Origin of the sequence: Rhodococcus mengyinensis, from assembly GCF_048381435.1 — a bacterium.
Classification (GTDB): domain Bacteria; phylum Actinomycetota; class Actinomycetes; order Mycobacteriales; family Mycobacteriaceae; genus Rhodococcus_F; species Rhodococcus_F opacus_D.
The window spans coordinates 1-25,254 of sequence record NZ_JBLWIT010000163.1; the positions used below are offsets into that span (position 1 = coordinate 1).

Consider the following 25,254-nt stretch of genomic DNA (forward strand, 5'->3'; position numbering starts at 1 on the left):
CCGGACTTCCGCAGCTGATGGGCACACGATTCCGCGAAAAGGCGTGTTGACGTGCGGGGACGCCGCGCGGCCGCGTTGGGGTCGTGTTACTACAGGCCTTGCTTTGGCGGGATCTCGCTTACGCGTCGGTGGGGGCGAAGTCGAAGAACCGGGGCGGTTCGGGCAGCTCGAGCGCGGTAAGGATCTTTCGCTGCCCGGCGGTGACGGCGGAGCGTTGCGCCACCTGGCCGTGGTCGGTGGCGAGGGTGACCAGGTGCATCCGGTCGAGCTCGTGACGGATGCTGCGCCAGGTGTCACCGGTGGCGGTCTCGGCGACCCGGATCAGCAGCAGCGCCAGCCAGCACAACTGGACGTGGGCGCGGATGCGGTCCTCGCGGTGGTGGAAGACCGGCCGCAGCCCGAGCGAGCCCTTCATGTCGCGCCACCCGGCTTCGACGGCGAGCAGCTGCTTGTAGGCGGCGGCCAGGTCCTCCGGGGTGAGGGTGGTGTCGGACGTGCGTAGCAGCCACTTGCCGTCCAGGCCGGCCTCGGTCTTGATCGCCGTGTGGTCGATGCGCAGCAGCCCGGTGTTGGTGCGCCGCAGATACCGTCGCAGTCCCGGCTTGGATTTGAGCGAGCCGACCAGCTCGTCGCGGCGGCGCGATGTCCAGGTGTCGGAACCGTCGATCAGCTCTTCGAGGTGCGCGACGAGGTTCTCCCGTACGGCCGCGTCGCGGTCCGCCTGGTCCGGGTTGTGGCAGACGACGAATCGCCTGGTCCGGGCGCCGCCGTCGCCGTCCCCGTCACCGCCGGGCGCGACGTGCACCTCCTTGACCCGCAGGTTGCCGGCCACGGTGTGGTAGCGGCCCGGCCTGGCGAGCGCGGCGGCGGCCTCGGTGTTGGTGTGGCGCAGCTTCTCGGCGTGGATGTAATGCCCGCCGCCGCGGGTCAAATACGCTCGGTTCGCGGCGGAGGCGAAACCACGGTCGGCGACCCAGACCAACCGGCGCAGGTTCCACCCGTCCAGGTCGTCTTTGACGGTGCGGATGATCGCGGTGTCGGCGGTGTTGCCGGGGAAGGTCCAGCAGCGCACCGGGATCCCGTCGCGGGTGACGGCCATCGCGATCACCACCTGCGGCAGGTCGGTGCGGAAGTCCTTGGAGTGGCCGAACTCCCGCGCCCCGGACTCGGCCGGGTTACCGGCCCCGTCGTCGCTGGGCGGATCGGCCCGCTCCGGGCCCTCGGTCTCGAAGTAGGTGCTCGTCGTATCGACGAAAACGATGTCCAAATCCAGGTTTAACAGGTGCGCAACGGAATTGAACACATCGGCGGCGATCTCCTCGAGGGCGTCGAGGAGGAAGTCCATGCCCCGGTAGGCCTGATCGTCGGACAACGCGGTCATGTGCTCGATGGCGACGCGTTCGGTCACCCAGCCGGTCGCCGCGAGCTTCGAGCCGGGTTCGAGCGCGCGCTGGGCGACGAGGGTGAAGATCACCCGCTCCACCGCGTCGGCGGCGAGCCGCCGCCCCTCGGCGGCGCGGCGGATCGCCGCCGAGATCCCCAGCCGGTCCCAGAGCCGGTCCAGCGTCCACGCCCCGCCGAGGCGCCGGCAGTCGAGGATCTCCACCTCCCCGCCCGCGGTCGACGCCGCGGCGGACTGGTCGGGGGCGAGGAACCGCGAGATCGACGACACCAGCCGGGCCAACCCGTCCCGGTCCACGGTCTCGGCGCGGCCGAAGTTGTGGATCACCTTCGCGGTCGGCGAGCCGGTGTCCGGGTGCCGCTCGTTGTGCGCGAGCTGCAGATACGACACCACCGAGCCGTCCTTGTTCTTCCGCCGCGTCTCCCGCAGGTACATACCTACACAACACCACATCGCATGCGGCTTCACCAGCCGACACGCCGCAAGTCGTGTGCCTACAGATTTTCGCGTTCCAGACACCCTGCACCGCTCTGACCTGCGCCTTCATTCCGCGGCAGGCACGAAAATGCCTACGAACTGCGGAAGTCCGGACTGTGGCGCATCCGCCGGCGGAGTTTGTCGAGGGTCCGTGCGCGAAGACGCCGAATCCGGTCCCACTGCTGGAGAATGCTCGCTGCGGGGAATTATTGGTACCGGTGAACCGCACCAAAGAAGACAGCGGAACCTTGCGCTTGGCAGTAGCGATCGTTCCGTCGGAAACGCAGCCGCCGGTCAAGGCTCCGATCGTCTTTCTCATGGGCGGGCCCGGTCAGGATGCGGTCACCGATCCCCCGGTCAATCCGGACGTGCCGCTGAACCGTGATCGCGATCTGATCCTGATGGGACAGCGCGGCAACATAACGTCCAGCTCGCCGTTGCCCTGCCCGGAGATTTTCGAGTTCTTCGCCCACAGGATCGGAATGGCGTGGAACGCCGAGTCCACACGGGATGCGTACGTAGAAGCGGTGAAGGAGTGCCACGACCGCCTGGCCCCCACCGTTGACCTCTCGGCGTTCAATTCGACCGAGAGCACCTATGACCTGATTGATTTACGCAAGGCACTCGGCCTCGAGAAGTGGAATGTGTTCTCTCACTCGTACGGTACCGACCTTGCGCTGATCTACATGCGTCAAGACGCCGACGCTATCGAGTCGATCGTGTTCGACGGAGTGACGCCTCCATCGGTTGGTGCCCTGGGGTGGACCTGGGCCAGCGCTCGCCAAGCATTCGACAACATGGTCAAGGCGTGCGAGGACCAGCCAGCATGCAAAGAGCGCTATCCCGACCTGGGGGCAACGTTCATCCGGCTGGTCAATGAGCTCGAGGCGAAGCCCATCACCACGACGGTCAACGTTGAGGGTGTAGGAGAGACGAAGGTTGTCGTCGACGGCGGAATGCTGCTGAACTGGTTTGTCCCCGTGGCTACCCATCTACCGACAGAATTCCCATCAACGGTCGATGAGCTCGCACACGGGAATGCGCAGCCCATTGCGTCGCGTTGGGCCGAAGTGTGGGGGCATCCGGAGAGGGGCGTCCTCCATTGGGGCCTCACCCTGAGCATTTGGTGCCGTGAATGGATCCCGTTCGAGACCGTCGAGCAGTCCATGCAACAGGCGGAAAAGGAATTCCCTGAACTGCCGGAGTCCGTTCGGGCCCAAGCGCCGCAGCTGCCGTTCCTGCGCGACGCCTGCGAAGTGTGGGACGTGCCGAAGGCCCCTGACTCGATCCGAGACATCACCGTGAGTGACATCCCTTCGCTTGTGCTGTCGGGAACCTACGACGGGCAGACCGGAGCGGTGTGGGGCGACTACATCGCGAAGGATCTCTCGCAATCCATAGTCGCGGTAGTGCCCGGAGCTGCACACGGTGTGTATGCAGAGCCGCCGTGCGGAGCCGAGATAATCGCGTCATTTTTCGACAATCCGGAGAAGCCGGACACATCCTGCACGGACACGACGAAACTGCCGGCATACGACATTCTCCCGCCACGCTGATGACGACCGAGGTGTTCGCCGTCGGTGGCCCTGAGTTGTCGCGCCGGGCGGTGCTTGGCGGGGCGGTCGCCGGGTTGGCGGTGTTCGTATTGCCGGCATGTTCGTCGAAGGAGTCGACCACCACAGCTACGAGCGTCCCGGCGCACGCGAAGGAAGCGTTCACCGAGCTCGACGCCAAGATCGACAAGGCGATGAAGGACTACGCGATCCCCGGGGTTGCGGTTGGCGTCATTGCCGACGGTGAGGAGTACATCAAGGGGTATGGGGTCACCAATGTCGACCACCCGACACCGGTGGACGGCGACACCCTGTTCCGGATCGGCTCCACGACGAAGACGTTCACCGGAACGACCGTGATGCGCCTCGTCGACGAGGGCAAGGTCGATCTGGAGGCACCGATACGCCAGTATCTGCCCGATTTCGCGGTCGCCGATCCAGAAGCCAGCGCCACGGCGACGGTGCGACAACTGCTCAACCACACGTCGGGTTGGCTCGGTGACGATCTCCAGGACTTCGGTCGAGGCGACGACGCGATAACCAAGTTTGTGGCGTCGATGACCCGGCTCCCACAAAAGACCCCGCCGGGCACGGTCTTCGCCTACAACAATGCGGGGCTGGTTGTGGCGGGGCGGATTGTCGAGGTCGTGACCGGATCGGTCTACGAGGACGCCGTCCAGAAGATGCTGCTGGACCCGCTCGAGTTAAGTCACACCCACTTCTTCTCGGACCAGATAATCGGCCGGAATATCGCCGCCTCCCACAACGTCGACGACGGAAAAGCCGTTGTGGACCCGGGTTTCTGGTTCTTCTCGCGCAGTTGCAACCCGACCGGATCGTTGATTTCCAGCGTGCGGGATCAGGTGCGCTACGCGCGCTTCCACCTCGGCGACGGCACTACACCCAAGGGAGATCGGTTGATGAGCAAAGACTCGCTCATCGCCATGCGTTCCAATCCAGGCGTCGGCGGCACGCTTCAGGTCGAACTCACCGGCATGGGAGTGTCATGGATGCTGCGGCCGTCCGCGGAGAACGAGACGATCGTCCAACATGGCGGGACCTGGGCGGGTCAACGATCCGGGTTCTTCATGGTGCCCAGCCGTAACTTCGCCATGACCGTGCTCACCAATTCCGAGGGAGGAGGGAAACTGCTCAACGAACTGTTCGCCGAGGACTGGTCGCTTCGCCGCTTCGCCGGAATCAGTAACCTCCCCGCGACGCCCCAGAAGTTGAGCACGGCCGAGTTGGCGCCCTACGAGGGGGCGTATGCCACTGACGACATCGATCAATCGGGCACCCTGGGGACCGTCGTGATCAACTTCCGCGGCAAAGGCGGCCAGCTCGTCGGCATCATGAGCGACGCCCCGGATGGCACCTACCTGCCGGATGAGCAGACAGTCCCGAATCTCGGCCTTGCGCTTTACAAGACCGACTATGGGCTCGACCTTGGCCCCGACCTCAAACCCACCGGCACCCGATCCAACTTCGTTCGGGGGTCCGATGGGAATGTCGCCTGGTTCAGCAACCACGGACGGCTCTACCGGCACCTGCAGTAAATAGCCGATCTACCCCGGGGAAGCCGGTGGCGCAATGCGAAATTTGAATCAGTTCACGGTCCTGGCTTTTGCTGTGGTTCCCGCCAGCGGGGCACGCTCGAGTTCGCCGTCCAGCTCGCCCGCCGATCACCGTGAACCATCCGCCGGCGCAGTTTGTCGAGGGGCCCTGCGCGAAGACACCGGAACCGGTGCCGCTGCTGGGGGAAGGCGACAGCGGCTTCCTCTTTACTTGGATGCGTTCTGTCACAGCAAATCCCGGGTGATCGACCCCGGATCGAGGTCTCCTCGCTGCCCCTTGAAACTGGGATGCCGAAGCCCGCCCGGCTGGTATTCGCGATACGCAATGTCCACCACAATCACAGGTTCGACCCAGCGCACGATCCCGTGCTCCTCCGCGGCCGCGGCATCGGTGCCGAGCGGGCTGGTGCGGCGTTCGAGGGTGGCCAGCTTCTCCTTCAGCTGGCGGCGCACGGCCATGGTGAACCCGGTCCCGACATTGCCCACGTAGCGAAGAATGCCCTGGTCATCGTAGGCGCCGAGGGCGAGTGAGCCGACCATGTTGCGCTGTGCACCCCCGCCCGCGATCCAACCAACAATCAAGCAGGAGCTTCTCGTGCGAAGGAGAACCTTCCGCCACGACCGGGTGCGCTGACCTGGTAGATAGGGCGAGCCCACCCGTTTCAAAACCGCGCCCTCCATCCCGGAATTCCTCGCAGCCTCCAAAATGACGGCACCGTCCACTCCAACCCAATGCGGCATGATCTGCAGGAGCACACCGACCCCGTGCAGCTCGTGACCGAGGTCGGTGAGAGCGGCACGGCGCTCCAGATACGGCGCCGCCGTCAGATCACCACCGTCGGCAGAGAGGACGTCGAACGGAAGATAGGTGACCGGCACCTGCCGCCGCACGGCCGTGGTCGGGCGCAGGGTGTTCATCCGCTTCTGCAAGCGCGCGAACGACGGCCGACCCTGGGCAAGTGCCACGACCTCGCCGTCGAACACGATGCGGCCGCGACCGCCGAATGCGTCGGTCAACGTCTCAGCCACCTCCGGGTACGAGGAGGTGACGACGTTGAGGTTGCGGGTCCACAACACCGGTGGCTCGCCGCCGCCGACCGCGCCTAATAGGCGGCAGCCGTCGTACTTCATTTCCGCGGCCCAGCCGCCGTCCATTGCCTCGGGAAGCTCACCCGGGGTGGCCAACATCGGCGCGATCAGCCGCATGGGCCGATTGTGCGCCCATGTCCGCAGCTGAGACGACCCTTCCGGTTCCCGTCGCCGAGAGTGCGGCGCGATCACACGACCGCCCACGACCCGCCGGCCTGCTCGGCCACCGCCGGCATGACACCCTATCCGTCAAGACTTCACACCCGCCGAACGTCGGAAGGACCCACGCCACCCATGACCACCTGGACCCTCTGGCTCGGCGCCCTGCTTGTCATCGGCGGCTCAACCGCCCAGATCAAACACCAAGCGGGAGTTGCCCGCGCCCTGTGGGTGCTCGCCGTGCTCGCCTTCGTGTCCACGGCCGTCGGGGCAATGACCGCGTCCGAGATCTCGCTGCCCCTGCTGCTGACACTCGTAGGCGCGATCGCGGCGACCTGTGCCCTGGTCGCGGTGACAAAGGAACCGACAAAGGCCACGGCCGCGCGACGGGGCGGCGCCGAATGATCACTGCGGTCTGCGCCGTCGCCCTCTGCGTCCTGCTCGCCGGCTCGGACCTGGCGGACCGGTGGCGCGGAAGCCGGTCGGAAAGGGCGCGGATCACCGAGATCACGGCCAGCCTCGACCGCTTCCAGCGGGTGGTGCTCGAAGACCTCGCCGAAGCACGCCACAATGTCCTGCACCGAGACCGCGCATCAGGAAACGACGAGATTCAGGCGTTCATCGCGGCCCGCGATCGCGCCACCCGGGTCGGGATCCCGGACGGGGTGGCGGTGTACCGCCTGCCTGACCGGCTCATCCGGGAATGGGCCAGCAACTGCGGAGGTAGACCCACACGCAGCGGATCGGCCCCGGAAGTGTCCGAAGGGTCCGCCATTACCGATGAGGTTGTCAGGCGCGGCCGAGTAGGTGCCGGAGACACCAGGTCGATCTTCGGCTCGGACCATTGCTGCTGAAAGCAAAGAGCAACAGGCCGCCACACACCAATCTGCGGAACCCCGCAGATCAGGACCGGGAACGAGTCACCGGTCTGGGCAGTGAGTGGCGACCTGTTGCTCGTCGCGATCGTCACAGTAGATCGTCCTACCGACAAAGCGCCGAAACACTGGCGTCGGGCGGCCGACCACTGCGATCAAGTCAGGCGATTATGCCCAGAAGCGCGTGACGCTGATTCGTCCCGAGACCGCCGATCCGCCGGGTCTCAGCGATCGACAGCTCCTCGAGGATCTGCGCTGCCTTCACCGGACCGACACCGGGAAGCGCCTTGACCAAAGCCGAGACCTTGGTCTTCTTCGCAACGTCTTCGGTTTCCGCCTTCGTGAGCACATCGGAGACCGTGAGATCACCGGCCTTGACCGCGGCGAGAAGCTCCCCGCGTGCCTTCCGGGCCACAGCGGCCTTCTCCAATGCTTCTGCTCGCTGCTCGGGCGTCAAAACGGGCAATGCCATCAATGGGCTCCTTACTGCTCTGACCGGCCTTGATCAGCCGGCCTCGGATGGGGATCGCGCCATTCGCGTAGGCGTCAACGTAGGGCGACGCCAGCGGTCGGCGCTTCCCTCGCCGACCGCTGGCGGCACAATCAAGGGTAACACTAGAGTCGAATATATGTTCGAACGATGGAAAGCTGTGTACGACCCGAAACCGTGGCGGGAAGTGCGCCCACCGCGGCCGGTGACCATCGACGTCTCTGCCGCAATGGCACACCACGGTGGCCGCGCCGCGAACGACCTTCCCCTGCGCGTCCGCGCAGAGGGTCTTGACCTCGACGTCCAAGTCCCCGGGTTGCTCCATGCCTGGGCACGCACCTCCCGCGGCGAATGGCTCGCATCGTGCACCTTCACCATCCCCACCGGCAACAAGCTGGGAAGTCTCGAGGTCACGCACTGGTGCCCCGCAGCGGCCGTCAGCGCCGCCGACCAGGACTGACCCCTCCGCCGCGTTCCTGCCGCCCGGCGATAGTCATTTCCTGATGTACCTGTGGCCCGATGTGCTGCACTCGGATCCAGTGAGAAGCCCGCGACCGGTGCCTCATTGCCGACAGCCGCGGACTGCGGGAAGCGATGCCCCCCGCCACCACTCACCAGTCATCGAGTGCGCAACCCAGGTATGCCGCGCTGGTCGAAGCAACCGGTGGCCGGTGGCCGGCCACGTGAATCCGAATCGACCGCCTCCTGGCTCGACTCGACATCGACGGCAGCGCAGTGAATGTGGCAGGAATGGTCCACTCGATGATCGCGACTGGCGTTCGTACATGCTCGGCATCGAGTCCCTGGCAACGCGAAGATGGCGTCAGGTGTTACTTGGGATGCGAAATGCCTCCCATCTCGCCGTCCGAAAGATCAGGCGACCTCGGGACGCAGCCGTCCCGGATCTCCTGACCCCGTGACGTTATCGCCCCGTACGGGCATTAGACTGATGGTGTTCTGGTGAACATCCCCCAATTTTGTTTCCAGAACACCCCCTGTGGCCCGGCATCACCCCCCCGATGCCGGGCCCCACCCCTGCGCTAGCGACAACGAGAAGATCGGCCCCACGGGTGGGGTCCGGCCGCGAGTTGACGCCTCGCCAGTGTGCTGGAGAACTCCGGTTTGATCGACAAACCCATCAACCGCAAGAACTTCCGCAGCGAAGAACCTCCCCTCACCCGGCGAGGGCCCCAGCGGAAAGACGCAACGCAATGGCTACTTCGCGATGGACATCTACACCACCACCACGACCGGCGCCGGCTCACCGACGAGGCAGGTGTCCTCACCCCGGCCACCGCGGCCGGCGACGTGCTCGTCGAACGACTGCGCGGTGCAGGTGTGGAGATCTCCGCCCGAAAGCTCTGATGCGCCTCCGCTGACGAGGGACCACACGCTCAGAACCGCCCAACCAACACCTCCCGATTGCACGCATTGTCTGCATTGCTGGCAATAAGAGCAGTCCTGCCCGACGGTGACGTTCTTCGGGTGGGTAGCGTGCGCGAAAACCTGTGGGAATGGAGGTCTCGCGTCAGTGCGATCTGATCCTCACCGCGCGGCGTCGACGCGTTCTCGTGCTATTGCGGCCGCTTCGGCGACGGAGCCGCGATGGATCGGCCCGTGTCCGGGCAGAAGGATGTCGGCGTCCAACTCTCCGATGATGCGCAGTGACTCCGCGGCCATACCGCGGTCGTGGTCGAACCACTGCGGCAGCAGCTGGGGTCCGGAGATCGGTGAGGTCAGGTGCCCGGTGATCAGGGCGTCGCCGGAGATCACGACACCGCGAGCGGGAAGATGGTAGACGGTGTGACCGGAGGTGTGGCCGGGCACGAGAACCGGGACGGGGGCACCCGGGCAGGTCAGGGCGCCGGGTACGGGCATCGGCGTGGGGGAGTCGACGCCGTACTTGGCCGTGCCACCCAGCCGGACCAGCTTGAGCGCCCAGGGCAGGACCCCGGGTCGCCAGATATTGCTGAGCACATCCCACGGTGTCGCGACCTCATGGCATTCACGCCGGGCGTGAGCCGCCTCGGCAGGGTGTACCAGTACCGGCGCCCCGTAGGTCTCGGCGAGATACTGTGCGCTGCCGACGTGGTCGACATGCGCGTGGGTGATGAGCACGGCCTCGATGCCGTGAGGATCCCGTCCGATAGCCCGGATCGATTCCTCGACATCGCCACGCTGCCCCGGGTACCCGGTGTCGATCACGGTCACCGCGTCACCTTCTGTGAGCAGTACCCAGTTGACCATCTCGGAGTGCGCAAAGAACACGCCGTCGGCGATTTCGACGGGCTTCATCGGGTGACCACCGTCGACATGCCGAAGTGTCCCGCGTCCGCCTCGAAGGCCTGGACGCCCAACACCCGGCGGTAGTTCATCCCGTCGTGTTTAACGAGCGTTTCGTGCACCGATCCGACCCCCATACAGTTTCTCCTCCTGCGCGCTTGCTCCAAACGGGCAGGGTACGTGGTCAACCGTGTCGAGGTGAATTGACGCGGCGTAGCAGGGTGGATCCGACGCCGAGTCGACGGCCCGGTCACCGTGTCAGCGCAACCTGCGTGGGCTACTCGACGGTTTCAAGTGTGGAATGCTATTTGCCCGCGATTTCAATGCGCCTGGTAGGACGTGCCTGAGGAGGTCGTGGCGTTCGTGTTCGCGTGATGGGACTGTGGGCACTTGTTCTGGTCAGCGTCGGCGGCACGGGCTTCTTTCAGATGCCTGGCATGCGGGAGTGACATCCTGCGGAGCCATGCGGAGCTCATGATCGCGCGGGCGGTCTACGGCCATGTCGGGACGCGCGACGACGGTCGCCATGCCACGTGCCGTCACTGCCTCGCCGAGTCGGCACTGAATCCCATCGGCTCCCGACGACGCAGGTCGTTCTCGCTGCGGCCGCTGCGTCGAAGACGTCCTACCGATTGGCCGCGGGGACGTCGACGCGAGGTTTTCGCGCGCACGATCGGCAATGAATGTGCGCGAGAGCCGCCGCTAGGTAGCGACATGTGGGCATTGCCGTCGCAAGCCAACGGTTCCTTGCGGTTCGAGGTGGGACGCACGATGTTCGGGGACGTGTCGTGTCCCCAGCTAGAGGGATCCTCTCCAAGGATTCCCGAACCTTGCAATCTATCGCTGTAGTGTTGGAACGTGTGGACCGCTACCGGGCCCCCGAACGTGTATGCGGGCATTGCAGCACGCCGTTGTATGGTCCATCCGAGGGAAGTCTCGCGCCGCCGTGCGTCGTGTCGCGGCCGGTCGACCGCCGTACTACACACCGAACTGCCACCCGCATCGTCGACGGGCATGAACAGGAAGGATTCTCAACCGATGGCGAACCCACATCGATTGACCACCGATCAGGTCATCGACCTGATCAAGGAGGAAACCGGTACCGATCTGTCGGTCTCTACGTTCCGCGGGTACGTCTCCCGTGGGCAAGCGCCGGCGCCGGTGGAAAGGATCGGCCGCACTCCGCTGTGGAAGCGCTCGGAGATCGTCGAGTGGGCGAACAACAGGCCGGGCCAGGGTGCGCGCACCGACATCCGTAAACCGCGTCGGCGCCGCGCCGAGTGAGCACCTTCCTTCTTGCGACGCCGAAGGCCTGACTCCCGTCCGCGGGAGTTCGCCCCCCTGAAGGCCGGGCCGCACCACGCCATCGGAACTACTGCGCGGGGGAGTGGCGGTGGGCGCAGCGGAGGTAGGCGCATCCCTACGTGCATCCGGCCCGACAGGATTCCGTTGGTGCCGCAGGTGTAGGTCGAGAGTGCCTCTGCAGCTTCATGGGTCGGTCGTCGATCGTGTGTGACCGAAGGGGGCGGTACGGCGACCGTCGCTCGAATTGCATCACGGTGACGAAAGTGGCGAGGGGTCGACATCTTGGGGTCGACACGTTGGTATCTGATGAAAAGCCGGTTAGCGCAGTTGAGGAGGCGCCTCGAAGGATCGCCGGCGGTCGCTCGCAGGGTGCGGTGCGCGGACTGACCGTCAGGATCTGATACTTGCAATCCTAGCTAGCGTAGCTAGCAGTAATGCAATTGTCTGGTATCGGGACCGTACGACCACCTCGAAAGTCGTTTACGTCATGAGTAGGGCTGTGGGCAACTGGTCGGTGCCATCTACGGACTCGTGTTCGTCGATCCGGGCGAGAGGATCAGTTGCACGTCCGAGGGGGCGAGTGCGATCGGTTTCAATGATGAGTACGCCAGCGAGTTCCGCGAAACCCCTCGACACATCTTGGTGGTGGGGAGGGGTCGGTGAGCGCCGCTCATCTCGTGACCATTCCGCGCCGGGACCGTGCAAACCCCGCGCTCGCTGCTCCTGCAGTAACGTCTGGGGATCGGTGAGGGACCGCGCGGCGCCGACTGAGGTCTGTCGTGGTCGATGGCGCGCCGCTGTTCGGGGTGCATGATGTTGTCAGGACCGGACTCCGGGGCTCTGCTTCGTCGGTTGGCTGTGCGATGCTGGTGCCACGGTTCGGATTCGGTGACGTCCCGAGGGTGACTGTGCAGGTAATCCAATCCAGTGGACACAATGGGTGGGCGGTGCGGTGCGATCTGTGTGAGCACCGATTCGAGGCCGCGGTCGCCGGACAAACGGCGGGGGTGGCCTTCGCCCGGATCAACGGGTGGGTCGTCGGCGAGACCACCCGTTGCCCGATGTGCGCGACTGCCCGTATCGGCTGAGCGTCAGACGCCTGTGTGCGGTACCGGTCAGTTCCGATAACCAGGAACCGTCAACAGCGGCCCGGGCATTCACACTCGTCGAGCACAGTCGGACACCGTCACCGACGGGCATCGGACCCGAAGGTGGTGGGGAAGGGGCTGGGTCCGAGCGTGAGGGTGACCGAGGTGGGGTGGAGTCCGACCTGAGGCCAGCTGGTGGTGACGGTCAGTGATCCGGTGGTCGGGTAGGCGCCGATCCAGTACTGCGGCGTGGTTCGGTACGGCCCGGATCCCTCCGGGCCGGAGGCGGAGTCGGAGTCGGGGACCGGGTGGAACGGGTCGGCGGGGCCGCCCAGGTCGTCGGCGTGGATGCGCACGGCCAGATAGGACCACTGCGCCGACCAGTCGTGGGGGTCGGTAAGCGGGCGGGTTTCGTAGCGCGCGAAGTCGGCGCGGACACCGGTGACGGATAGCGTGAACCGCAGCAGAAGCCCGGACGCGAACGCGGTCGCGGCGGACAATTCGAGGGTGAGGTCCTTCTCGGCCGCGATCGGCATGCCCGCGTGCACGGTGATCCCTCCGGTGGTGGGCGGCGCGAGGGCCGGCCAACGATGGCGGCGCATGCTTCATCGTCGCATCACTTCGCCCCACAGTGGCTGTGAATCTCCTGAGAGTCCCACCCTACGAAAACGATTCGAGTACGAGACCTACCTCGAGGTAACTGACAACAGGTTGCCGACCCACTCGGATGCGTGGTGTTACTGGGGAGCGCAGGGTCTGTTCCGGGTCCATCGAGGCGCGACGAACGCAGGACGGGGTGACACTGCGCCCATCACCGGAACACACACGCCGGCGGTCGGGGCATGCGGGCAGTGTCAGAGGGCGGCGGTGATCAAGCCGGCAATGCCGGCGACCGCGACGAGCGCGAGAAGGGCGAGCGGGAAGGACCCGAGGACGGTGCACACGAGGGTGGTCAGCAGCGCCAGGCCGATGGTCACGGCGATTCCCGCTTCCCAGGACTCGAGGAGCGCCTCGCCGGTCGACGCGGGGTCGTCGCGACTGGTGTCGAGGGTGGTCTGTGTGATGGGCAAGTGGGAGTCGGGGACGGCGGTCACGGGTTGGTGCGGATCCTTCCACAAGTTGAGGACGGGGCGTGTAGGGGCTGGTGCGCGGGTCACAGGTACTCCAGCACCGGAAAGAGCGCGATCGCGGACACCGTGATCCCCGCGACTCCGGCGACGACGCCGAGCAACGCCCGCAGCGATGCGGACTCATCGTCGATTACGCCGGACCGGGCTGTGGCGAGAGCACCGCACCCTACGGCGCTCACGCCCAGGACGAACCCGAGTCCGACCACCCAGAACGACGCGATGGACAACGCCCCCAAGGCGATCGATACGGAGGGCAACCGCGATCCACCGCGCGGCGTTCGCCGGCGTGCGCGCCCGGAGGAACGCCCGTCACTGGTGACGCCTGATGGTTGCGAGGTAGCGGCGGTCATGATCCTCCTCCAGTGCGTCGGGTGGTCCGGTCGTCGGTGGTGCGACGCCGGATGTGCCGATCAAGGGCAACCTTTCATCACTGCCCCGACCCGGTAGCGCTTTGCCGTGCACCGGGACCAGCGACTGTGACTGGGCCCAGCGGCTTCTCACGGGGCCGTGCCATCGATTAAAGAGAATTTAGCACTCTCAATGGTCGAGTGCTAATGATTTGTCCGGTCGGCTCGGCGACCATCGGGTCGGAATCAGTCAGCGGGTGGGGCATCGAGTTCTCGTGGATCAGGTGGCGAGGCCACTCCTCGTCGTTCGGCGTTTCGTTGTCGGTAGAGCTCGAGTTCCCATCGGACGAAGTCGTCGAGATTCGGGTCATCGGGGCGCATCGTCATACTCGGTTGGACGCGCGCAGCAGCAAGCCGGTTCCATCCATGTAGAAATTGTCCAGCAGACTGCTGGACAAATTTCGCACGTCCCCTCCCCACCCTCCTTCTCGAGCAGCTTGGGGTCAGCCTCGGATAGTCAGGGTGGTTGCGTCACAGTGAATGTGGGACGGGAAGAACGGTGATCCCGGTGTCCTGTTGAAGATCCTGCATCAGGTCGCCGCGCTCGATGAGGGTGCTGGTCGTGACGACCGAGTATGCCGCGACTTCTTCCCCTTCGGTGGAGCGGGCGCCGGCGGTATCGAACAACGCGAGGCACGCGTGAGTGTGGGCGAGGTCGTGCCGCGCCCAGTACCGGATGCCGTCGAACCCCGCTGCGTGGGGAGCGGATGCCCACATCTGGGTCAGCTGGTAATTCCCGGTCGTGAAGATCTCGGCGGTGACCCCGAACTGGGCGGCCGTGTTCGAGGTCAGGCCCGCCAGCCTCCGGTCGGTGGTCACTGCATGCGGGAGACCGCGCGGGCGCCGAGTTCGGTACTCGGGATCACTCGCATACCACCCCAGGTTCCGACCAGGGTGATCTGCTCGGATTCGGCGGTGTAGCAGGTGCCCTGGGTGTCGGCGAGGTCGAACCTGCCATACCCGGCGTTGGCGAACCACAGCGGTCCGTGTTCGGCGCCGTGACACCGGAACACCTCCGTCCCAGCCGGGCAGCGCCAAGACGGGAACCGGTCGTGCAGGTGTTCCGGTGGTGGGGGTGCGAGCAGGTGCAGAGCAGTGCGGGATGAACTCACGCGGCGAGCCGCCCGGTGGCCGCACGAGCAAGATCGACTACCGAGGGCCCGTCCCCGTCGAGCAGCGCCTGCCGCGGCGTCCTGCCGCCGAGCTCGGGTTGTTCGGTCATCATCCAGGACGCGGCCATCCACCCGGTACCGTCGGCGTCCGCCCACACCCGCAGGACATCCTTGACCCCGAGGATGGGGCGGGCCGGAGCGGCACCGTCGAACCCCGCGACGGAATATCCGGCGGAACCGTCCTCGGCCTCGAGGCGCAGGACTCGATGATCACGCACCGCCTGGCTCAGGGCCTGCTTCGTCCAGCCGGTCACCTCGAGGACCTGCTTGTGGGTGAGGATCGCCCCGATGTGGTTCTCCCAGGCGCGGCGGGCCTTCAGTCCGGAAAGCACACCGCGGATCCCGTTCTCGACGTACGCGGCGTCGCCCGGGTTCAGCTCGGTCTGGTCGAGACCGCTGGCAGCGAGCTCGGCGGCCACGATATCCCGCAGTGGTGTGCTCATGCCTTCATCATCCACGGTCAACCAGGTCAAGTCAACCAGGTCAAGCTGGAGTGGCGTGCGGAGTAGGCGTTAGAACTTTTGCAGAGGGAACCGAGCATCAGGCGGCCCCGAGGTGCCCGGTCGCAGAGTGTTCGGTCTCGCCGGGCACGCTTCGAAACATCCGACATCATCGTCTGGCTCGGTAACGCTGCGTCACCCGCGGTCCGCCTCAGTCGGTAGCGCTCACACAGTTGTCGGAGGCACCCGCAATACTTGCGATCACACCAGCCCCACCGGTAACAGGAGAACAGACACATGCGCCATCGCCCCCGGACCGCCTTCCTCGCCCTCGGTGCGGCCACCGTCATCGGTCTGACCGGGTGCTCGGCCATCGCCGATGCCGATCCGGGCACCGGGTCACTCGGGGGCGCCCCGGCCGCCCCCGCGCCGGTATTCGATGCGGCACCGGCGTTGGCGAAGCTCGACACCCTCGCGGTCAAGGGCCGCGCCCCCAAGACCGGCTACACACGAGAACAGTTCGGCCCATCGTGGTCCGACGACAACAGCGTCGAGGGCGGCCACAACGGCTGCGACACCCGCAACGACATCCTCCGCCGCGACCTGGTCGACCTGACCTACAAAACCAGCACGCGGGACTGTGTCGTGGCGACCGGAACCCTGCACGACACCTACACCGGCACGACGATCGCGTTCGTTCGCGGCCAGGACACCTCCACTGCGGTGCAGATCGATCACGTGATCGCGCTGTCGGATGCGTGGCAGAAGGGCGCCCAGCAACTGAGCCCGGAGCAGCGCCGCGACCTGGCCAACGACCCACGGAACCTGCAGGCGGTCGACGGGCCCACGAATTCGAAGAAGTCCGATTCCGACGCCGCATCCTGGTTGCCGCCGAACAAGAGCTACCGGTGCACCTACGTCTCGCGGCAGATCGACGTCAAAGCCCTCTACCGGCTGTGGGTGACCCAGGCGGAGAAGGACGCGATGAGTCAGGTCCTGCACTCCTGCTAACGACACCCACCCCTGGGTTCGGGCCGCGGGGGCAATGGTGGCCACCATCGCTCCCCCCGACGTAAGAGAGAACTCATCCGACTGCGGGAATGGATGTGCAGCCAGCGGATTCGTGCTCAGCTCCGTGCTTGAGCCGAAAGCCGCCGGTCGCGGCGATGGACTGCCGATCCGGTGTGCTGTGCCGACGTTCGCGGCCCCCGCGGCCGTGGACCAGGGGAGACCCCGAGAGCGGCGAGCGGACGACGCTCCTCGTCGGGCAATGCGCCGGCACGCCACTTCTTCACCGCCCGATACAGCCACTGGCCTACCTGTTCGCCGTCGGCGGTGACGTAGTTCGCGGGCATCAGCGCGTTGCCGTGCTCTTCGCGGTACGCAGCGATTTCGGTGAGCATTCGCCGCCGCTTGCTGTCGGCACGTGACACAGCCGGAACGGGGACATCGTCGTCGTCGCTCCACAGGAACCCGATCGCATCGAGTTGCGCGATGCGTTGGGGCGGCAGGGTGCCGAGCATGCGGGCAACTCGCTGGCGCTCTTGCCAACGCCCCAGTCGGAAGCCGTCTTCGGTGACGTAGTCGGCCGGGATCGCAGTGCGAGGATGTTGACGCCGAAAAATGCGGTAGAGCTGAAGGGGAGAGGCCGCGGACTGGGTGGCGCGCATTGATATCGCATCCTTCCGAAAACCGTCGCACGTCTTCGAATTTGTCATTATTCCAAGTATGTCAATCGGTTTGACGATTCTGCAAGAAAGCAGGACTATCCCACAGAACGTAAGGGGATGCGCTGCTGGAACAGATCCCTACGGCCGATGGCCGGTGATGTCTTATTCCTCGGAAAAACTGCAGGGTGATCAGTGCGATCGCTGGGGTGATCACCAGGTTGCATCCCGTGTTGTCCACGATTGCGAGGCCAGACCCGTGGCCACGGCCGACAATTCCTACTGCCAATAAGGTCAGCCATGGCGGGGCAGTGCATCGGCAAGAACTCGGCTCGCACCGACGTGCAGTCGTGCGACGACCTCAACCTAGGCATTCCCACGATTTCGCTCAGACGACGGACATGCCCACCATCGGGAATCCTGGTGGCGGGCTTTCACATCAGCGGGATGCCTGCAGCCACCACTCGGTGGCGCTGGATTCGATTTCGAGAGCGTGGGCGGGCCAGTCGGGATCGGCGATCAACGTGTGGATTTTTCGTGCCATTTCCGGTGCGTTGCCGTCGATGTCGAGTCTGGTGAGGAGTCGGGCGATCCGAGTCTGTGTGGCTGGCCACCTGCCGCCCGTTGTTTCAACCAGCGCCGCCACCAGGGTTGCGCACTCATGGTCGCTCAGCGGTGGCGGTGTGCGTGTCATGCCTCGTAATCCGCGGCTGCCGTCGGTGAGCCACCGATCGCTGGCTTCTTGCTGGATCCGGTTCCAGTACAACGGGCCACGACTGCTGAGATATGAGCGCACTGTCCGACGGTAGCAAGGGATGTCGGCAGATCGGTCCTGGCAGGCGAGCGGTGACGGACACGTGCCGGGGCATCGGGGTGAGGCGCCGCTCCTGGAGCGTCCGGGCCTGCACGGGGTCAGATCGTGGTCAGTGGGTGTCCTCGCCGGCGATCAGTGTCCGGAGGTCTCCACCGCGGATCTTGACGCCCGTTTCGCGACGCCCGTCGGATGAGTGTGGCTGTGGCCTCGCCGTTGTCGGCGAGGCCACAGCCACAGGGCGCGGTGTCAGCTGTATCCAGCGTTGGTTATTCGGCGTTCTGGTCAGCGTGCTCGAGGATCAGGTACTGAGCGGAGATCTGCTGATCGACGTCCTTCTTGTTGTCGGTGCCGCTCGCTTCGCCGACGTAACGCCCGTTGGCGACCATGCAGTAATCCTGGGTGCCGTTGACGGTGTCCTTGGTGGCGCATTTCGCGTCGGGCAGGCCCTGCGGGGTGGGGGCTGCGGTGAAGCCTTCGGCGAGAAGGTCGTTGTAGAACTCGGTGAGGATCGTCTCGGCGCCGGCATCGTCTTTGGCCCGGTAGACGGTGGTCTTGTAGACGGCGTTGTGGGCGGATCCGGCGTCGGTGAGGATCTTGTAGGTCAGCGGCGGGTTGGTGGAGCGGTGCGCCATCCCGCGGGGGCCGTAGGCGGCCATGTCGTCGCCGAGTTGGGCTTGGGCGTCTTCTTCGGGGAGGGCGTAGATCAGGACCTTGTCCTGGTCGATCATGGGCAGCTGCGCGGACTGTCCACCGTTCTGGGCGCGGGTCGGGGTGGCCGGGAACTGGTCGATCAGCGGTTCTTGCAGTTGGAGGGACTTCGCGACGGCCTTCGCGGTCCAGTCCTTGTCGGCGGCGGGGGCTTTCGCCCAGGTGTAGAGCAGGTAGTCCCCGTGGGGGGTGAACGCGTTGACCGAGACCTCGGGTCCGGCATCGAAGTTCGTCTGTCCGGTCGAGACCAGGGTGTTGGGCAGGATGTCGATGTTTTCGGCGGTCTCGAGGCCGGTGCCGTCGTCGACGGTGAGCAGGTTCTGGTGGATTTCGCGGGCGGTTGCGGCGGCGTCCTCGGGGTTGTTGAACCGCATCACGGCTTGGACGACGGACCGGGACGGATCGGTCGTCTTCGTGGTGGGGGTGGCGGCGGTCGAGACGTAGCCGTAGAGCATCTGGTGGTTGTGGGCGATGTCCCCGGCGGCGTCGCTGAGGACGACACCGAGGTTCTTGCCGCTGCGCATCACCATCGTGGGCATCTTCACCGAGGTCAGTTCCGGGTCGATCTCGAAGGGAACGACGGTGAACTCGGCGAGCCGCTGCCCGTCGACGTCGAGGATGGTTTCCTGGGTGGCCCGCCCGAACTCGGGGGCCGGACTGGTCGGGTAGCTGCCGGTGTCGAGGGCGGCTGGATCGACACTCGCGGTCGCAGTTTGGTCTCCGCCGGATTTACCGGTGGGTTCGGCGGTGGTGTCGGCGTTGCTGCAGCCGGCCAACAGCACTGCGGTGGCGAGCACGGCCGCCGGCATCCACGTGGTTGTCCTCATCGTCTTGTTTATCCCTTCCCTGTCTCACCCCCGCGAGTGTCGGCGTCGCCGGGCGGGAGCGTGTGGTCTTGGTAGTTGGAGGCCGCGACCGCCTGGAAGGTTCCCACACCCTTCCGGTGGCCTTCGTCACACCCACCCGCCGTGGGGGGAGGTGGCCGGTTGGCGATGCAGGCCCAGGCCCGGTCACGCTAGGGTTCGACGGCGCCCACACCCGGGCGCACACAGATCAACGACGGGAAGGGGAGAGGGCGTGGAATCCGCAGCCCCAGCCGGGCAACCGGCCACCGTTGCCTCCCCAGCCGCCGAGACGCCGCCGCGGGAGCGCGCCGAGGTGCTGCTCTCGTCGATCACCGACAAGATCCTGCGCCCGTTCGGGTACGACGCAATCAGCGACCTCGCCGAACAGCGCGCCCAAAGCAGGGAACAGACCCGCTCGGTGGTCGTGGTCGGCGAGGTCAAGCGGGGAAAGAGCTCCTTGGTCAATGCCCTGGTCGGCTGGCGCGGCGCCTCCCCAGTGGGGGTGGACGTGACGACATCGACGACGATCAGCTTCGGGGAGGCCACCGCCGAGCAACCCGGCGGCACGGCGCGGATCCTGTTCCCGGACCGAACCGAGCAAATCCCGCACGCCGAGCTGGCGGACTGGGTCTCGTGCGAGGGCACCCACGTCACCGACAGCCGGATCGAAGAATTGCCCACCCGCGCGATCGTCCCAGTGGCCGGCAGCCGGCTCGGTGACGTCACCGTGATCGACACCCCCGGGGTGGGCGGACTGGACCCGTCCTACGCGGTCCTGGCCGAAGCGTCCGCGTCGCAGGCATGCGTGTTGGTGATCGTGTGCGATGCCACCACCCCGCTGACGGCGCCAGAGATGGCGTTCATCGACAAGACCGGGTCCGCGGTGGAATCACTGATCGTGGTGGTCACCAAGACCGACAAGAACATCCGCCGCTGGCGTCCGATCGTCGACGAAGACCGAGAACTCCTGGTCCGGCACCTGGGCCGGCAGATTCCGGTGGTCGGAGTATCGAGTCTGCGTGCGGTGATCGCCGCCGAGATGGCACCCGGCCCGCAGCGCGACCACGCCGAGGCACGGTCCGGGATCGTCGAGCTGCGCAACCTGATCGACTCGAAACTCGCCATCGCCGAACATCTCCCGGCGATCACCGGGCTACGGACCGCGGTCGAGGGGCTGCGCACGTTGGCGACGGATCTGCGCACCCAAATCGCGGCGATCACCCGCAGCGGCGAGGTCATCCCGGACCTGACCGCACAGCTAGCCGAATTGCAGGGCCTCAAGGACCACTCGACCCAGTGGGAGCAATACCTGCAACGGGACCTGACGTTGATCCGCCAGCACGCCACCGACGACCTCGACCGCCGCCTCGACGACATCCGGCAGAAGTGGACCACCCGAATCAACAAGAACGGTATGGCGGTGCTGCGCCGGAACCCGCAACATTTCACCGCGGAAATGGAGCGCGATTTCCAGGCCGCGATGGCGGGGTCGGTCAACCTGTTCCTCGAGCAGCTCTACACCCAGATCGTTCAACCGAGATTCGCCTCGGAGGTCATCTGGCACGAAATCTCCGAGCAGGTCCTCGCGACGTTGTCGAACCGCACCCTCGAAACCCACCAGGTCGCCGGCAAACGGCAGGGACTCCTCGATCCGTCGATGATCACCATGGGAGTGATGGGCTCGTCGATGCTCGGCGGTCTGATCGGGGTCTCGGCGATGATGGGCGTCGGAGCGGTCGTCGGAGTCGCCTGGGTGGGCTTCAATCTCGGTTTCAAGGCGATGCGGACCGGGAAGACGAACCTGCTGGGCTGGCTGCGGGAGACGATCGCGACCACGAAGACCACCACCTCCCGGATGCTCGAATCCACCCTGGCGCTTGCCCGCCCGGAAATCGTCATCCGCTACCGCGAACACGTGAAAGCCTCGATCGCAACCCTGCAGGCGCAGATCAAAGACGCCGAGGACACCGCCCGGGCCGACAAGGCAACCCGGGAGAAAAAGCTGACCCGCCTACAGAACAACCTGCGGGTGGTCGAAAACAACATCACCCGCGCCGAATCCCTGATCGCCGAACTGTCCACGCACACCACACCCTCCGCCGACGCGGGCGGTGATCCCCGATGACGGCCACCCCCACCGCACCGGCCTGGGATCCGGTGCGCGCCGGCCTGGACCGGGCGCTGCACGCACTCGCCGGCCTGGCCCCCGATCTGGCCGCGCACGCCAACCGGATCGGCCAGATCCTCTGGTCCCCGCCACGGATCGTGATCGTCGGCCGACTCAAGGCCGGCAAGTCGACACTGGTCAACGCCCTGATCGGGGCGCCGGTCGCCGAAACCGCCGCCCTCGAGGCCACCAGCATCGTCGCCGTCTACCAGGACGGCGCCCCCTCCCGCGCCCAGGTGGTCCTACTCGACGGCTCCCGCCGCCCGCTGCACCTGTCCCGCGGCCACACCGCCGACCTGGGGGTCGACCCGGAACAGGTTGCCTACCTGCACCGGTGGCTACCCTCGGCGGCGATCCGCGACTTCACCCTGGCCGACACCCCCGGTCTGGCCACGCTGACCGCCGAGAACGAGGCCCGCACCCGCCGGGTACTCATCGACGGGTTCGAGCAGACCCGCACCGCCTCCGTCGACGCCGACGCCGCGGTGTTCCTCTTCGACTCCGCGCCCCGCGCCGACGAGATCTCCTTCCTCAAACAACTCGGATTCACCCCGCTGAACACCCTCGGCGTCCTCTCCCGCGCCGACGGATTCGGGGAAGGCGCACTAGGGCAGCGCAACCCGCTCGAGCACGCAATTGCCCACGCCCGAGTCCTGGCGGACCGGCTCGCCGACACCGTCATGACGGTGATGCCGATCGCCGGGCTGCTCGCCGAAACCTCCCACACCGGGGCCCTCACCGAGGCCGATGCCCGCGCGCTGGCGTCACTGACCGGGTACGGGCCGCTCGAGGTGCTCGACCTCCTCGACACCGATACACCCACCGTGGTGCCCGAGGCGGTGCGCGATCGGCTCCTCGATCTGGTCGGCGAATACGGAATCATCCATGGCCGCGACGTCGCCGCCCAAGGGGCCGCCACCCTGAACGAGTGGTTGACAACGCACTCGGGGATCCCACAGCTGCGGGGAGTGCTCTCGCAGCATCTGGGCCGGTTCGCCGCCGTGCACCGGGCCAGCCGGATCATCCGCGAACTCGACCAACTCGCCTTCACCCACCCCGCCCGGGACCAGATCCGCGGCGTCGTGGACCACCTGCGCCGCGACCCCGCCCTGCACATCGTGGTGCTGTTCGAACACCTCAAGTCCATGCTCGAAGCCGATCCCCGTTCCCCGGTCACCACCGAACTGCGAAGGCTCCTCGAACATCACACCCCGGCCGGACAGCTCGGGCTCCCGGACAGCGCAGGCCCGGACCAGGTGCGGGCAACGGCGCAGCAGAAGCTGAGCTGGGCGCACACGCAGGCGCTGTCGACGATGACCGCGGCCGAGGACGCCGCCCTGATCGTGCTGGCGCACACCTACAGCACCCTCGCGGCCACCTGACCCGAACCCCCATGACGGCAGCCCCATGCGAATCAGTGGGGGCGGGGCGGGAACCTTTCGCCTGCGACGCGCATCGAACTATCAACCGCCGACGCACACCCCTGTGGAAGGACCAACCCGTGATGTTCTACCGAACGCCGCAGCCACCGCCCCCGCGCCGCCGTGACATGATGCCCGGGCGCGGCCGCGCTGCACAGGCCGCCGGTCGTAATCCGTGGGGCTCGATCACGAGGGGTATCAATGTCTAGGCCGGACTGGCTGCTGGGGATCGACTTCGGCACCTCCAACACCGCCGCCGCACACACCGGCGCGGTCAGCGGCGCCGTGGAAGCACTGCAACTCAGCCACAACCGCACCACCATGTCCTCGGCGGTGTTCGTCGAATCGCCACACCAGATCGCGGTCGGAGACGTGGCCACCAACCGCGCCGAAACCAACCCCGCCGCCTACATGCCCTCACCGAAGCGGGTGATCGGCCAGGGCGTGGTAAACGTCAACGGCTACGCGATCCCATCGTCGGTGCCGGTCGCCGCGGTACTCGATTCGGTCATGGCCCGGGCCCGGGCCGCACACGCCGGGCAGGCGCCCGCCCAGCTGGTGCTCACCCACCCGGAGGCCTGGTCCCCACGCGAGATACAGGTACTCCTGGACGCGGCCGCCCAACTCGGGCTGGACCCCTCCCAGGTGACCACGGTGTCCGAACCACGGGCAGCGGCGCACTACTATTCGCGGTCGAACACCCTGCCCCCAGGCGCGAAGATCGCAGTGTTCGACTTCGGCGGCGGCACCCTCGACATCGCCGTATTGGCCGCCAACGACCACGGCACATTCGACGTGGTCGCAGCACGCGGCGACAACGGCCTCGGCGGCAAGAACTTCGACGCCTACATCCGCCGATGGGTCGACGAACAACTCGACGCCCGCAACCCCGAACTGGGCGACTACCTACGATCGGCGCCGATCGACATCCGGCACGCCCTCGACGATTCGATCCGCCGCGCCAAGGAACTGCTCTCGGAAGCGCCGTCCGCGACCATCACCGTCGCCGGCGGCGGGCACACCGAGAAGTTCCAGATCACCCGCGAGGAGTTCGAGGAGCTCATCACCCCGGCATTGGAAAAGGCGGTCACCCTCACCCGGGCAACCCTCGCCGACGCCCACGTCACCGACCCCACCGGGCTGCACGCGCTGTATCTGACCGGAGGCTCCTCCCGAATCCCGATCGTGCAGGAACACCTCAAAGCACTCGGACCGATCGCCACCCTCGACGACCCGAAGACCGTCGTCGCGCAGGGGGCGATCGCGGCCGCAGCCCCGATCGTCCGCGGCCTCGGCAACACCGGCGCCGCAGGCGGAGTCGGGTCGCGATACACCCATCCCACCCCACCGTCGCAACCGTCCCGACCCGACGGCCCGGCAGCAACGGCACCCATCCCGCCGTCCGGTCCGGACCGAACGACAGCGACATGGCAACCCACACCAGCGCCGGCGCCGGCGGGCACCGGTACGGGTAGGAAGAAGTGGACGGTGATCGGCGCCGCGGCCGCCGCCGTGGTGGTCGTCGCCGGCGTCATCGGAGCGATTGCCCTCACCGGAGACAAAGGCGCTGATCAGGTGCCGCCCGCCGACACCGCAGCCGCCGCCGGTGACACCGCCGACGCCGAGCAGGCCGGCGCCTCCGGAACCGGAAACACGCAGGTTCCGACCACGAAAGAGGCTGTACTGGCAGCCCTTCCAGCAGCATTGCGAACAGATCTGGAGAACTGCAAAACCAACGGGGAAACCGAGAACGGTGGCCTCCAGATGCAATGCACCCTGAAAGAGGGCACCGCGTTGACCGCCGGGATCTCCGACCAGGACTACCAATCGATCATCGTCAGCGTCGACCCCGCCGAAGCAAAGAAACGGGTCCTCGGCATCCGGCAGGGCTTCCAGAACGACACCACCTCGACCGACAACGAGATCGTGGAGAACATCCCGCGGACCGCAGCCGCACACATCGACGGTCCGGGCTACGCGAACACCTACTCGATCTGGTACGCCAACAGCTCGACCGGGGTGATGGCCAGCTTCAGCGACGCCCAGGGCCTCGACGGGGCGAAGACGTTCCTCTCCCGCGCCGGCCTGATCAACTAACTCCCACCGCCGCCGCAGAGACTGCGCCCGTCCTTCTTTCGGGCGGGCGCAGTTGTTGTGCAGGCCTTTCGCCCCAGGTCGCGGCCGGGGG

At 66.3% G+C, this 25,254-nt stretch carries 24 protein-coding genes and 1 pseudogene; 11 read left to right on the forward strand and 14 right to left on the reverse strand.

The window, feature by feature from the left end; genetic code table 11:
* Positions 1 to 118: 118 nt before the first annotated feature.
* Positions 119 to 1,837, reverse strand: coding sequence for an IS1634 family transposase (locus ACNJ7E_RS43720; protein ID WP_418340312.1), 1,719 nt, complete (start codon positions 1,835 to 1,837; stop codon positions 119 to 121).
* 260 nt (positions 1,838 to 2,097) lie between these two features.
* Here ACNJ7E_RS43720 and ACNJ7E_RS43725 point away from each other — a divergent pair, with 260 nt between their 5' ends.
* Together ACNJ7E_RS43725 and ACNJ7E_RS43730 are read left to right on the forward strand one after the other, a co-directional pair.
* On the forward strand, positions 2,098 to 3,435 hold the full coding sequence (locus tag ACNJ7E_RS43725; RefSeq protein WP_418342715.1) for an alpha/beta hydrolase: 1,338 nt from the start codon (positions 2,098 to 2,100) through the stop codon (positions 3,433 to 3,435).
* Positions 3,435 to 4,988: a serine hydrolase domain-containing protein gene (locus tag ACNJ7E_RS43730; protein WP_418342716.1), complete on the forward strand. Its 1,554-nt coding sequence runs from the start codon at positions 3,435 to 3,437 to the stop codon at positions 4,986 to 4,988. The genes ACNJ7E_RS43725 and ACNJ7E_RS43730 overlap by 1 nt, the downstream gene beginning before the upstream one ends.
* Positions 4,989 to 5,231: 243 nt before the next feature.
* Here ACNJ7E_RS43730 and ACNJ7E_RS43735 read toward each other — a convergent pair whose 3' ends face one another.
* Positions 5,232 to 6,212 (reverse strand): ATP-dependent DNA ligase, encoded by a 981-nt coding sequence (locus tag ACNJ7E_RS43735; protein WP_418342717.1) that lies wholly within the window; start codon positions 6,210 to 6,212, stop codon positions 5,232 to 5,234.
* Positions 6,213 to 6,389: 177 nt separating this feature from the next.
* On the opposite strand from ACNJ7E_RS43735, the gene ACNJ7E_RS43740 reads away from it, so the two are divergent.
* Together ACNJ7E_RS43740 and ACNJ7E_RS43745 are read left to right on the forward strand one after the other, a co-directional pair.
* Positions 6,390 to 6,659, forward strand: coding sequence for a hypothetical protein (locus ACNJ7E_RS43740; RefSeq protein WP_418342718.1), 270 nt, complete (start codon positions 6,390 to 6,392; stop codon positions 6,657 to 6,659).
* Positions 6,656 to 7,108: a hypothetical protein gene (locus ACNJ7E_RS43745; RefSeq protein ID WP_418342719.1), complete on the forward strand. Its 453-nt coding sequence runs from the start codon at positions 6,656 to 6,658 to the stop codon at positions 7,106 to 7,108. The genes ACNJ7E_RS43740 and ACNJ7E_RS43745 overlap by 4 nt, the downstream gene beginning before the upstream one ends.
* Positions 7,109 to 7,289: 181 nt before the next feature.
* Here ACNJ7E_RS43745 and mihF read toward each other — a convergent pair whose 3' ends face one another.
* Complete coding sequence (mihF, locus tag ACNJ7E_RS43750) at positions 7,290 to 7,601, reverse strand: integration host factor, actinobacterial type (protein WP_418342720.1); 312 nt, start codon at positions 7,599 to 7,601, stop codon at positions 7,290 to 7,292.
* 157 nt (positions 7,602 to 7,758) lie between these two features.
* On the opposite strand from mihF, the gene ACNJ7E_RS43755 reads away from it, so the two are divergent.
* Positions 7,759 to 8,079 carry a hypothetical protein gene (locus ACNJ7E_RS43755; RefSeq protein WP_317761358.1) on the forward strand — a complete coding sequence of 107 codons (321 nt, stop codon included), beginning with the start codon at positions 7,759 to 7,761 and terminating at the stop codon, positions 8,077 to 8,079.
* A gap of 708 nt (positions 8,080 to 8,787) precedes the next feature.
* A pseudogene (locus ACNJ7E_RS43760) lies at positions 8,788 to 8,984 on the forward strand (saccharopine dehydrogenase); the annotation flags it as partial.
* 180 nt (positions 8,985 to 9,164) lie between these two features.
* Here ACNJ7E_RS43760 and ACNJ7E_RS43765 read toward each other — a convergent pair.
* Both ACNJ7E_RS43765 and ACNJ7E_RS43770 read right to left on the reverse strand, forming a co-directional pair.
* Positions 9,165 to 9,914: an MBL fold metallo-hydrolase gene (locus ACNJ7E_RS43765; RefSeq protein WP_418342721.1), complete on the reverse strand. Its 750-nt coding sequence runs from the start codon at positions 9,912 to 9,914 to the stop codon at positions 9,165 to 9,167.
* A complete protein-coding gene (locus ACNJ7E_RS43770; RefSeq protein ID WP_418342722.1) occupies positions 9,911 to 10,039 on the reverse strand; it encodes a hypothetical protein in 129 nt (42 codons plus the stop codon). The genes ACNJ7E_RS43765 and ACNJ7E_RS43770 overlap by 4 nt, the downstream gene beginning before the upstream one ends.
* Positions 10,040 to 10,940: 901 nt before the next feature.
* Here ACNJ7E_RS43770 and ACNJ7E_RS43775 point away from each other — a divergent pair.
* Positions 10,941 to 11,186, forward strand: a complete 246-nt coding sequence (locus ACNJ7E_RS43775) for a helix-turn-helix transcriptional regulator (protein WP_418342723.1) — start codon at positions 10,941 to 10,943, stop codon at positions 11,184 to 11,186.
* A gap of 1,207 nt (positions 11,187 to 12,393) precedes the next feature.
* On the opposite strand, the gene ACNJ7E_RS43780 is transcribed toward ACNJ7E_RS43775, so the two are convergent.
* The 6 genes from ACNJ7E_RS43780 to ACNJ7E_RS43805 all read right to left on the reverse strand — a co-directional run bounded on the left by ACNJ7E_RS43780 (position 12,394) and on the right by ACNJ7E_RS43805 (position 15,447).
* Positions 12,394 to 12,897 carry a hypothetical protein gene (locus ACNJ7E_RS43780; protein WP_418342724.1) on the reverse strand — a complete coding sequence of 168 codons (504 nt, stop codon included), beginning with the start codon at positions 12,895 to 12,897 and terminating at the stop codon, positions 12,394 to 12,396.
* A 252-nt stretch (positions 12,898 to 13,149) separates the two neighbouring features.
* The gene (locus tag ACNJ7E_RS43785) at positions 13,150 to 13,389 is read right to left on the reverse strand and encodes a hypothetical protein (protein ID WP_418342725.1); all 240 of its coding nucleotides are present in this window, start codon (positions 13,387 to 13,389) and stop codon (positions 13,150 to 13,152) included.
* A 59-nt stretch (positions 13,390 to 13,448) separates the two neighbouring features.
* Positions 13,449 to 13,682 carry a hypothetical protein gene (locus ACNJ7E_RS43790; RefSeq protein ID WP_418342726.1) on the reverse strand — a complete coding sequence of 78 codons (234 nt, stop codon included), beginning with the start codon at positions 13,680 to 13,682 and terminating at the stop codon, positions 13,449 to 13,451.
* Between the two features lie 621 nt (positions 13,683 to 14,303).
* Positions 14,304 to 14,651, reverse strand: coding sequence for an RES domain-containing protein (locus tag ACNJ7E_RS43795; RefSeq protein WP_418342727.1), 348 nt, complete (start codon positions 14,649 to 14,651; stop codon positions 14,304 to 14,306).
* Positions 14,648 to 14,944 carry a hypothetical protein gene (locus ACNJ7E_RS43800; RefSeq protein ID WP_418342728.1) on the reverse strand — a complete coding sequence of 99 codons (297 nt, stop codon included), beginning with the start codon at positions 14,942 to 14,944 and terminating at the stop codon, positions 14,648 to 14,650. The genes ACNJ7E_RS43795 and ACNJ7E_RS43800 overlap by 4 nt, the downstream gene beginning before the upstream one ends.
* Positions 14,941 to 15,447, reverse strand: a complete 507-nt coding sequence (locus tag ACNJ7E_RS43805; protein ID WP_005255841.1) for a hypothetical protein — start codon at positions 15,445 to 15,447, stop codon at positions 14,941 to 14,943. Before ACNJ7E_RS43805 ends, ACNJ7E_RS43800 begins: the two co-directional genes overlap by 4 nt.
* Positions 15,448 to 15,741: 294 nt before the next feature.
* Between ACNJ7E_RS43805 and ACNJ7E_RS43810 the strand changes: the two genes are divergently transcribed.
* Positions 15,742 to 16,455, forward strand: a complete 714-nt coding sequence (locus ACNJ7E_RS43810) for an HNH endonuclease family protein (RefSeq protein ID WP_418342729.1) — start codon at positions 15,742 to 15,744, stop codon at positions 16,453 to 16,455.
* A 116-nt stretch (positions 16,456 to 16,571) separates the two neighbouring features.
* On the opposite strand, the gene ACNJ7E_RS43815 is transcribed toward ACNJ7E_RS43810, so the two are convergent.
* The 3 genes from ACNJ7E_RS43815 to ACNJ7E_RS43825 all read right to left on the reverse strand — a co-directional run bounded on the left by ACNJ7E_RS43815 (position 16,572) and on the right by ACNJ7E_RS43825 (position 19,460).
* On the reverse strand, positions 16,572 to 17,114 hold the full coding sequence (locus tag ACNJ7E_RS43815) for a helicase associated domain-containing protein (RefSeq protein ID WP_418342730.1): 543 nt from the start codon (positions 17,112 to 17,114) through the stop codon (positions 16,572 to 16,574).
* Between the two features lie 436 nt (positions 17,115 to 17,550).
* The gene (locus ACNJ7E_RS43820) at positions 17,551 to 17,805 is read right to left on the reverse strand and encodes a hypothetical protein (RefSeq protein WP_095869667.1); all 255 of its coding nucleotides are present in this window, start codon (positions 17,803 to 17,805) and stop codon (positions 17,551 to 17,553) included.
* Positions 17,806 to 18,191: 386 nt separating this feature from the next.
* Positions 18,192 to 19,460, reverse strand: coding sequence for a DUF7373 family lipoprotein (locus ACNJ7E_RS43825; RefSeq protein WP_418342731.1), 1,269 nt, complete (start codon positions 19,458 to 19,460; stop codon positions 18,192 to 18,194).
* A 250-nt stretch (positions 19,461 to 19,710) separates the two neighbouring features.
* Between ACNJ7E_RS43825 and ACNJ7E_RS43830 the strand changes: the two genes are divergently transcribed.
* The 3 genes from ACNJ7E_RS43830 to ACNJ7E_RS43840 all read left to right on the forward strand — a co-directional run bounded on the left by ACNJ7E_RS43830 (position 19,711) and on the right by ACNJ7E_RS43840 (position 25,163).
* The gene (locus ACNJ7E_RS43830) at positions 19,711 to 21,603 is read left to right on the forward strand and encodes a dynamin family protein (protein WP_418342732.1); all 1,893 of its coding nucleotides are present in this window, start codon (positions 19,711 to 19,713) and stop codon (positions 21,601 to 21,603) included.
* Positions 21,600 to 23,027 carry a GTPase gene (locus ACNJ7E_RS43835; protein ID WP_418342733.1) on the forward strand — a complete coding sequence of 476 codons (1,428 nt, stop codon included), beginning with the start codon at positions 21,600 to 21,602 and terminating at the stop codon, positions 23,025 to 23,027. The genes ACNJ7E_RS43830 and ACNJ7E_RS43835 overlap by 4 nt, the downstream gene beginning before the upstream one ends.
* Positions 23,028 to 23,267: 240 nt before the next feature.
* Positions 23,268 to 25,163 (forward strand): Hsp70 family protein, encoded by a 1,896-nt coding sequence (locus ACNJ7E_RS43840; protein WP_418342734.1) that lies wholly within the window; start codon positions 23,268 to 23,270, stop codon positions 25,161 to 25,163.
* The last annotated feature ends 91 nt before the right edge of the window (positions 25,164 to 25,254 follow it).

What these genes read in the sequence shown, in the direction of transcription:
- ACNJ7E_RS43770 (WP_418342722.1), bottom strand. Translation starts at nt 10,039, where the DNA reads ATGGGGGTCGGATCGGTGCACGAAACGCTCGTTAAACACGACGGGATG.
- ACNJ7E_RS43730 (WP_418342716.1), top strand. Translation starts at nt 3,435, where the DNA reads ATGACGACCGAGGTGTTCGCCGTCGGTGGCCCTGAGTTGTCGCGCCGG.
- ACNJ7E_RS43820 (WP_095869667.1), bottom strand. Translation starts at nt 17,805, where the DNA reads ATGACACGCACACCGCCACCGCTGAGCGACCATGAGTGCGCAACCCTG.
- ACNJ7E_RS43735 (WP_418342717.1), bottom strand. Translation starts at nt 6,212, where the DNA reads ATGCGGCTGATCGCGCCGATGTTGGCCACCCCGGGTGAGCTTCCCGAG.
- ACNJ7E_RS43740 (WP_418342718.1), top strand. Translation starts at nt 6,390, where the DNA reads ATGACCACCTGGACCCTCTGGCTCGGCGCCCTGCTTGTCATCGGCGGC.
- mihF (WP_418342720.1), bottom strand. Translation starts at nt 7,601, where the DNA reads ATGGCATTGCCCGTTTTGACGCCCGAGCAGCGAGCAGAAGCATTGGAG.
- ACNJ7E_RS43765 (WP_418342721.1), bottom strand. Translation starts at nt 9,914, where the DNA reads ATGAAGCCCGTCGAAATCGCCGACGGCGTGTTCTTTGCGCACTCCGAG.
- ACNJ7E_RS43835 (WP_418342733.1), top strand. Translation starts at nt 21,600, where the DNA reads ATGACGGCCACCCCCACCGCACCGGCCTGGGATCCGGTGCGCGCCGGC.
- ACNJ7E_RS43815 (WP_418342730.1), bottom strand. Translation starts at nt 17,114, where the DNA reads ATGCGCGCCACCCAGTCCGCGGCCTCTCCCCTTCAGCTCTACCGCATT.
- ACNJ7E_RS43840 (WP_418342734.1), top strand. Translation starts at nt 23,268, where the DNA reads ATGTCTAGGCCGGACTGGCTGCTGGGGATCGACTTCGGCACCTCCAAC.
- ACNJ7E_RS43745 (WP_418342719.1), top strand. Translation starts at nt 6,656, where the DNA reads ATGATCACTGCGGTCTGCGCCGTCGCCCTCTGCGTCCTGCTCGCCGGC.
- ACNJ7E_RS43780 (WP_418342724.1), bottom strand. Translation starts at nt 12,897, where the DNA reads ATGCGCCGCCATCGTTGGCCGGCCCTCGCGCCGCCCACCACCGGAGGG.
- ACNJ7E_RS43775 (WP_418342723.1), top strand. Translation starts at nt 10,941, where the DNA reads ATGGCGAACCCACATCGATTGACCACCGATCAGGTCATCGACCTGATC.
- ACNJ7E_RS43805 (WP_005255841.1), bottom strand. Translation starts at nt 15,447, where the DNA reads ATGAGCACACCACTGCGGGATATCGTGGCCGCCGAGCTCGCTGCCAGC.
- ACNJ7E_RS43720 (WP_418340312.1), bottom strand. Translation starts at nt 1,837, where the DNA reads ATGTACCTGCGGGAGACGCGGCGGAAGAACAAGGACGGCTCGGTGGTG.
- ACNJ7E_RS43810 (WP_418342729.1), top strand. Translation starts at nt 15,742, where the DNA reads ATGCGCCATCGCCCCCGGACCGCCTTCCTCGCCCTCGGTGCGGCCACC.
- ACNJ7E_RS43825 (WP_418342731.1), bottom strand. Translation starts at nt 19,460, where the DNA reads ATGAGGACAACCACGTGGATGCCGGCGGCCGTGCTCGCCACCGCAGTG.
- ACNJ7E_RS43755 (WP_317761358.1), top strand. Translation starts at nt 7,759, where the DNA reads ATGTTCGAACGATGGAAAGCTGTGTACGACCCGAAACCGTGGCGGGAA.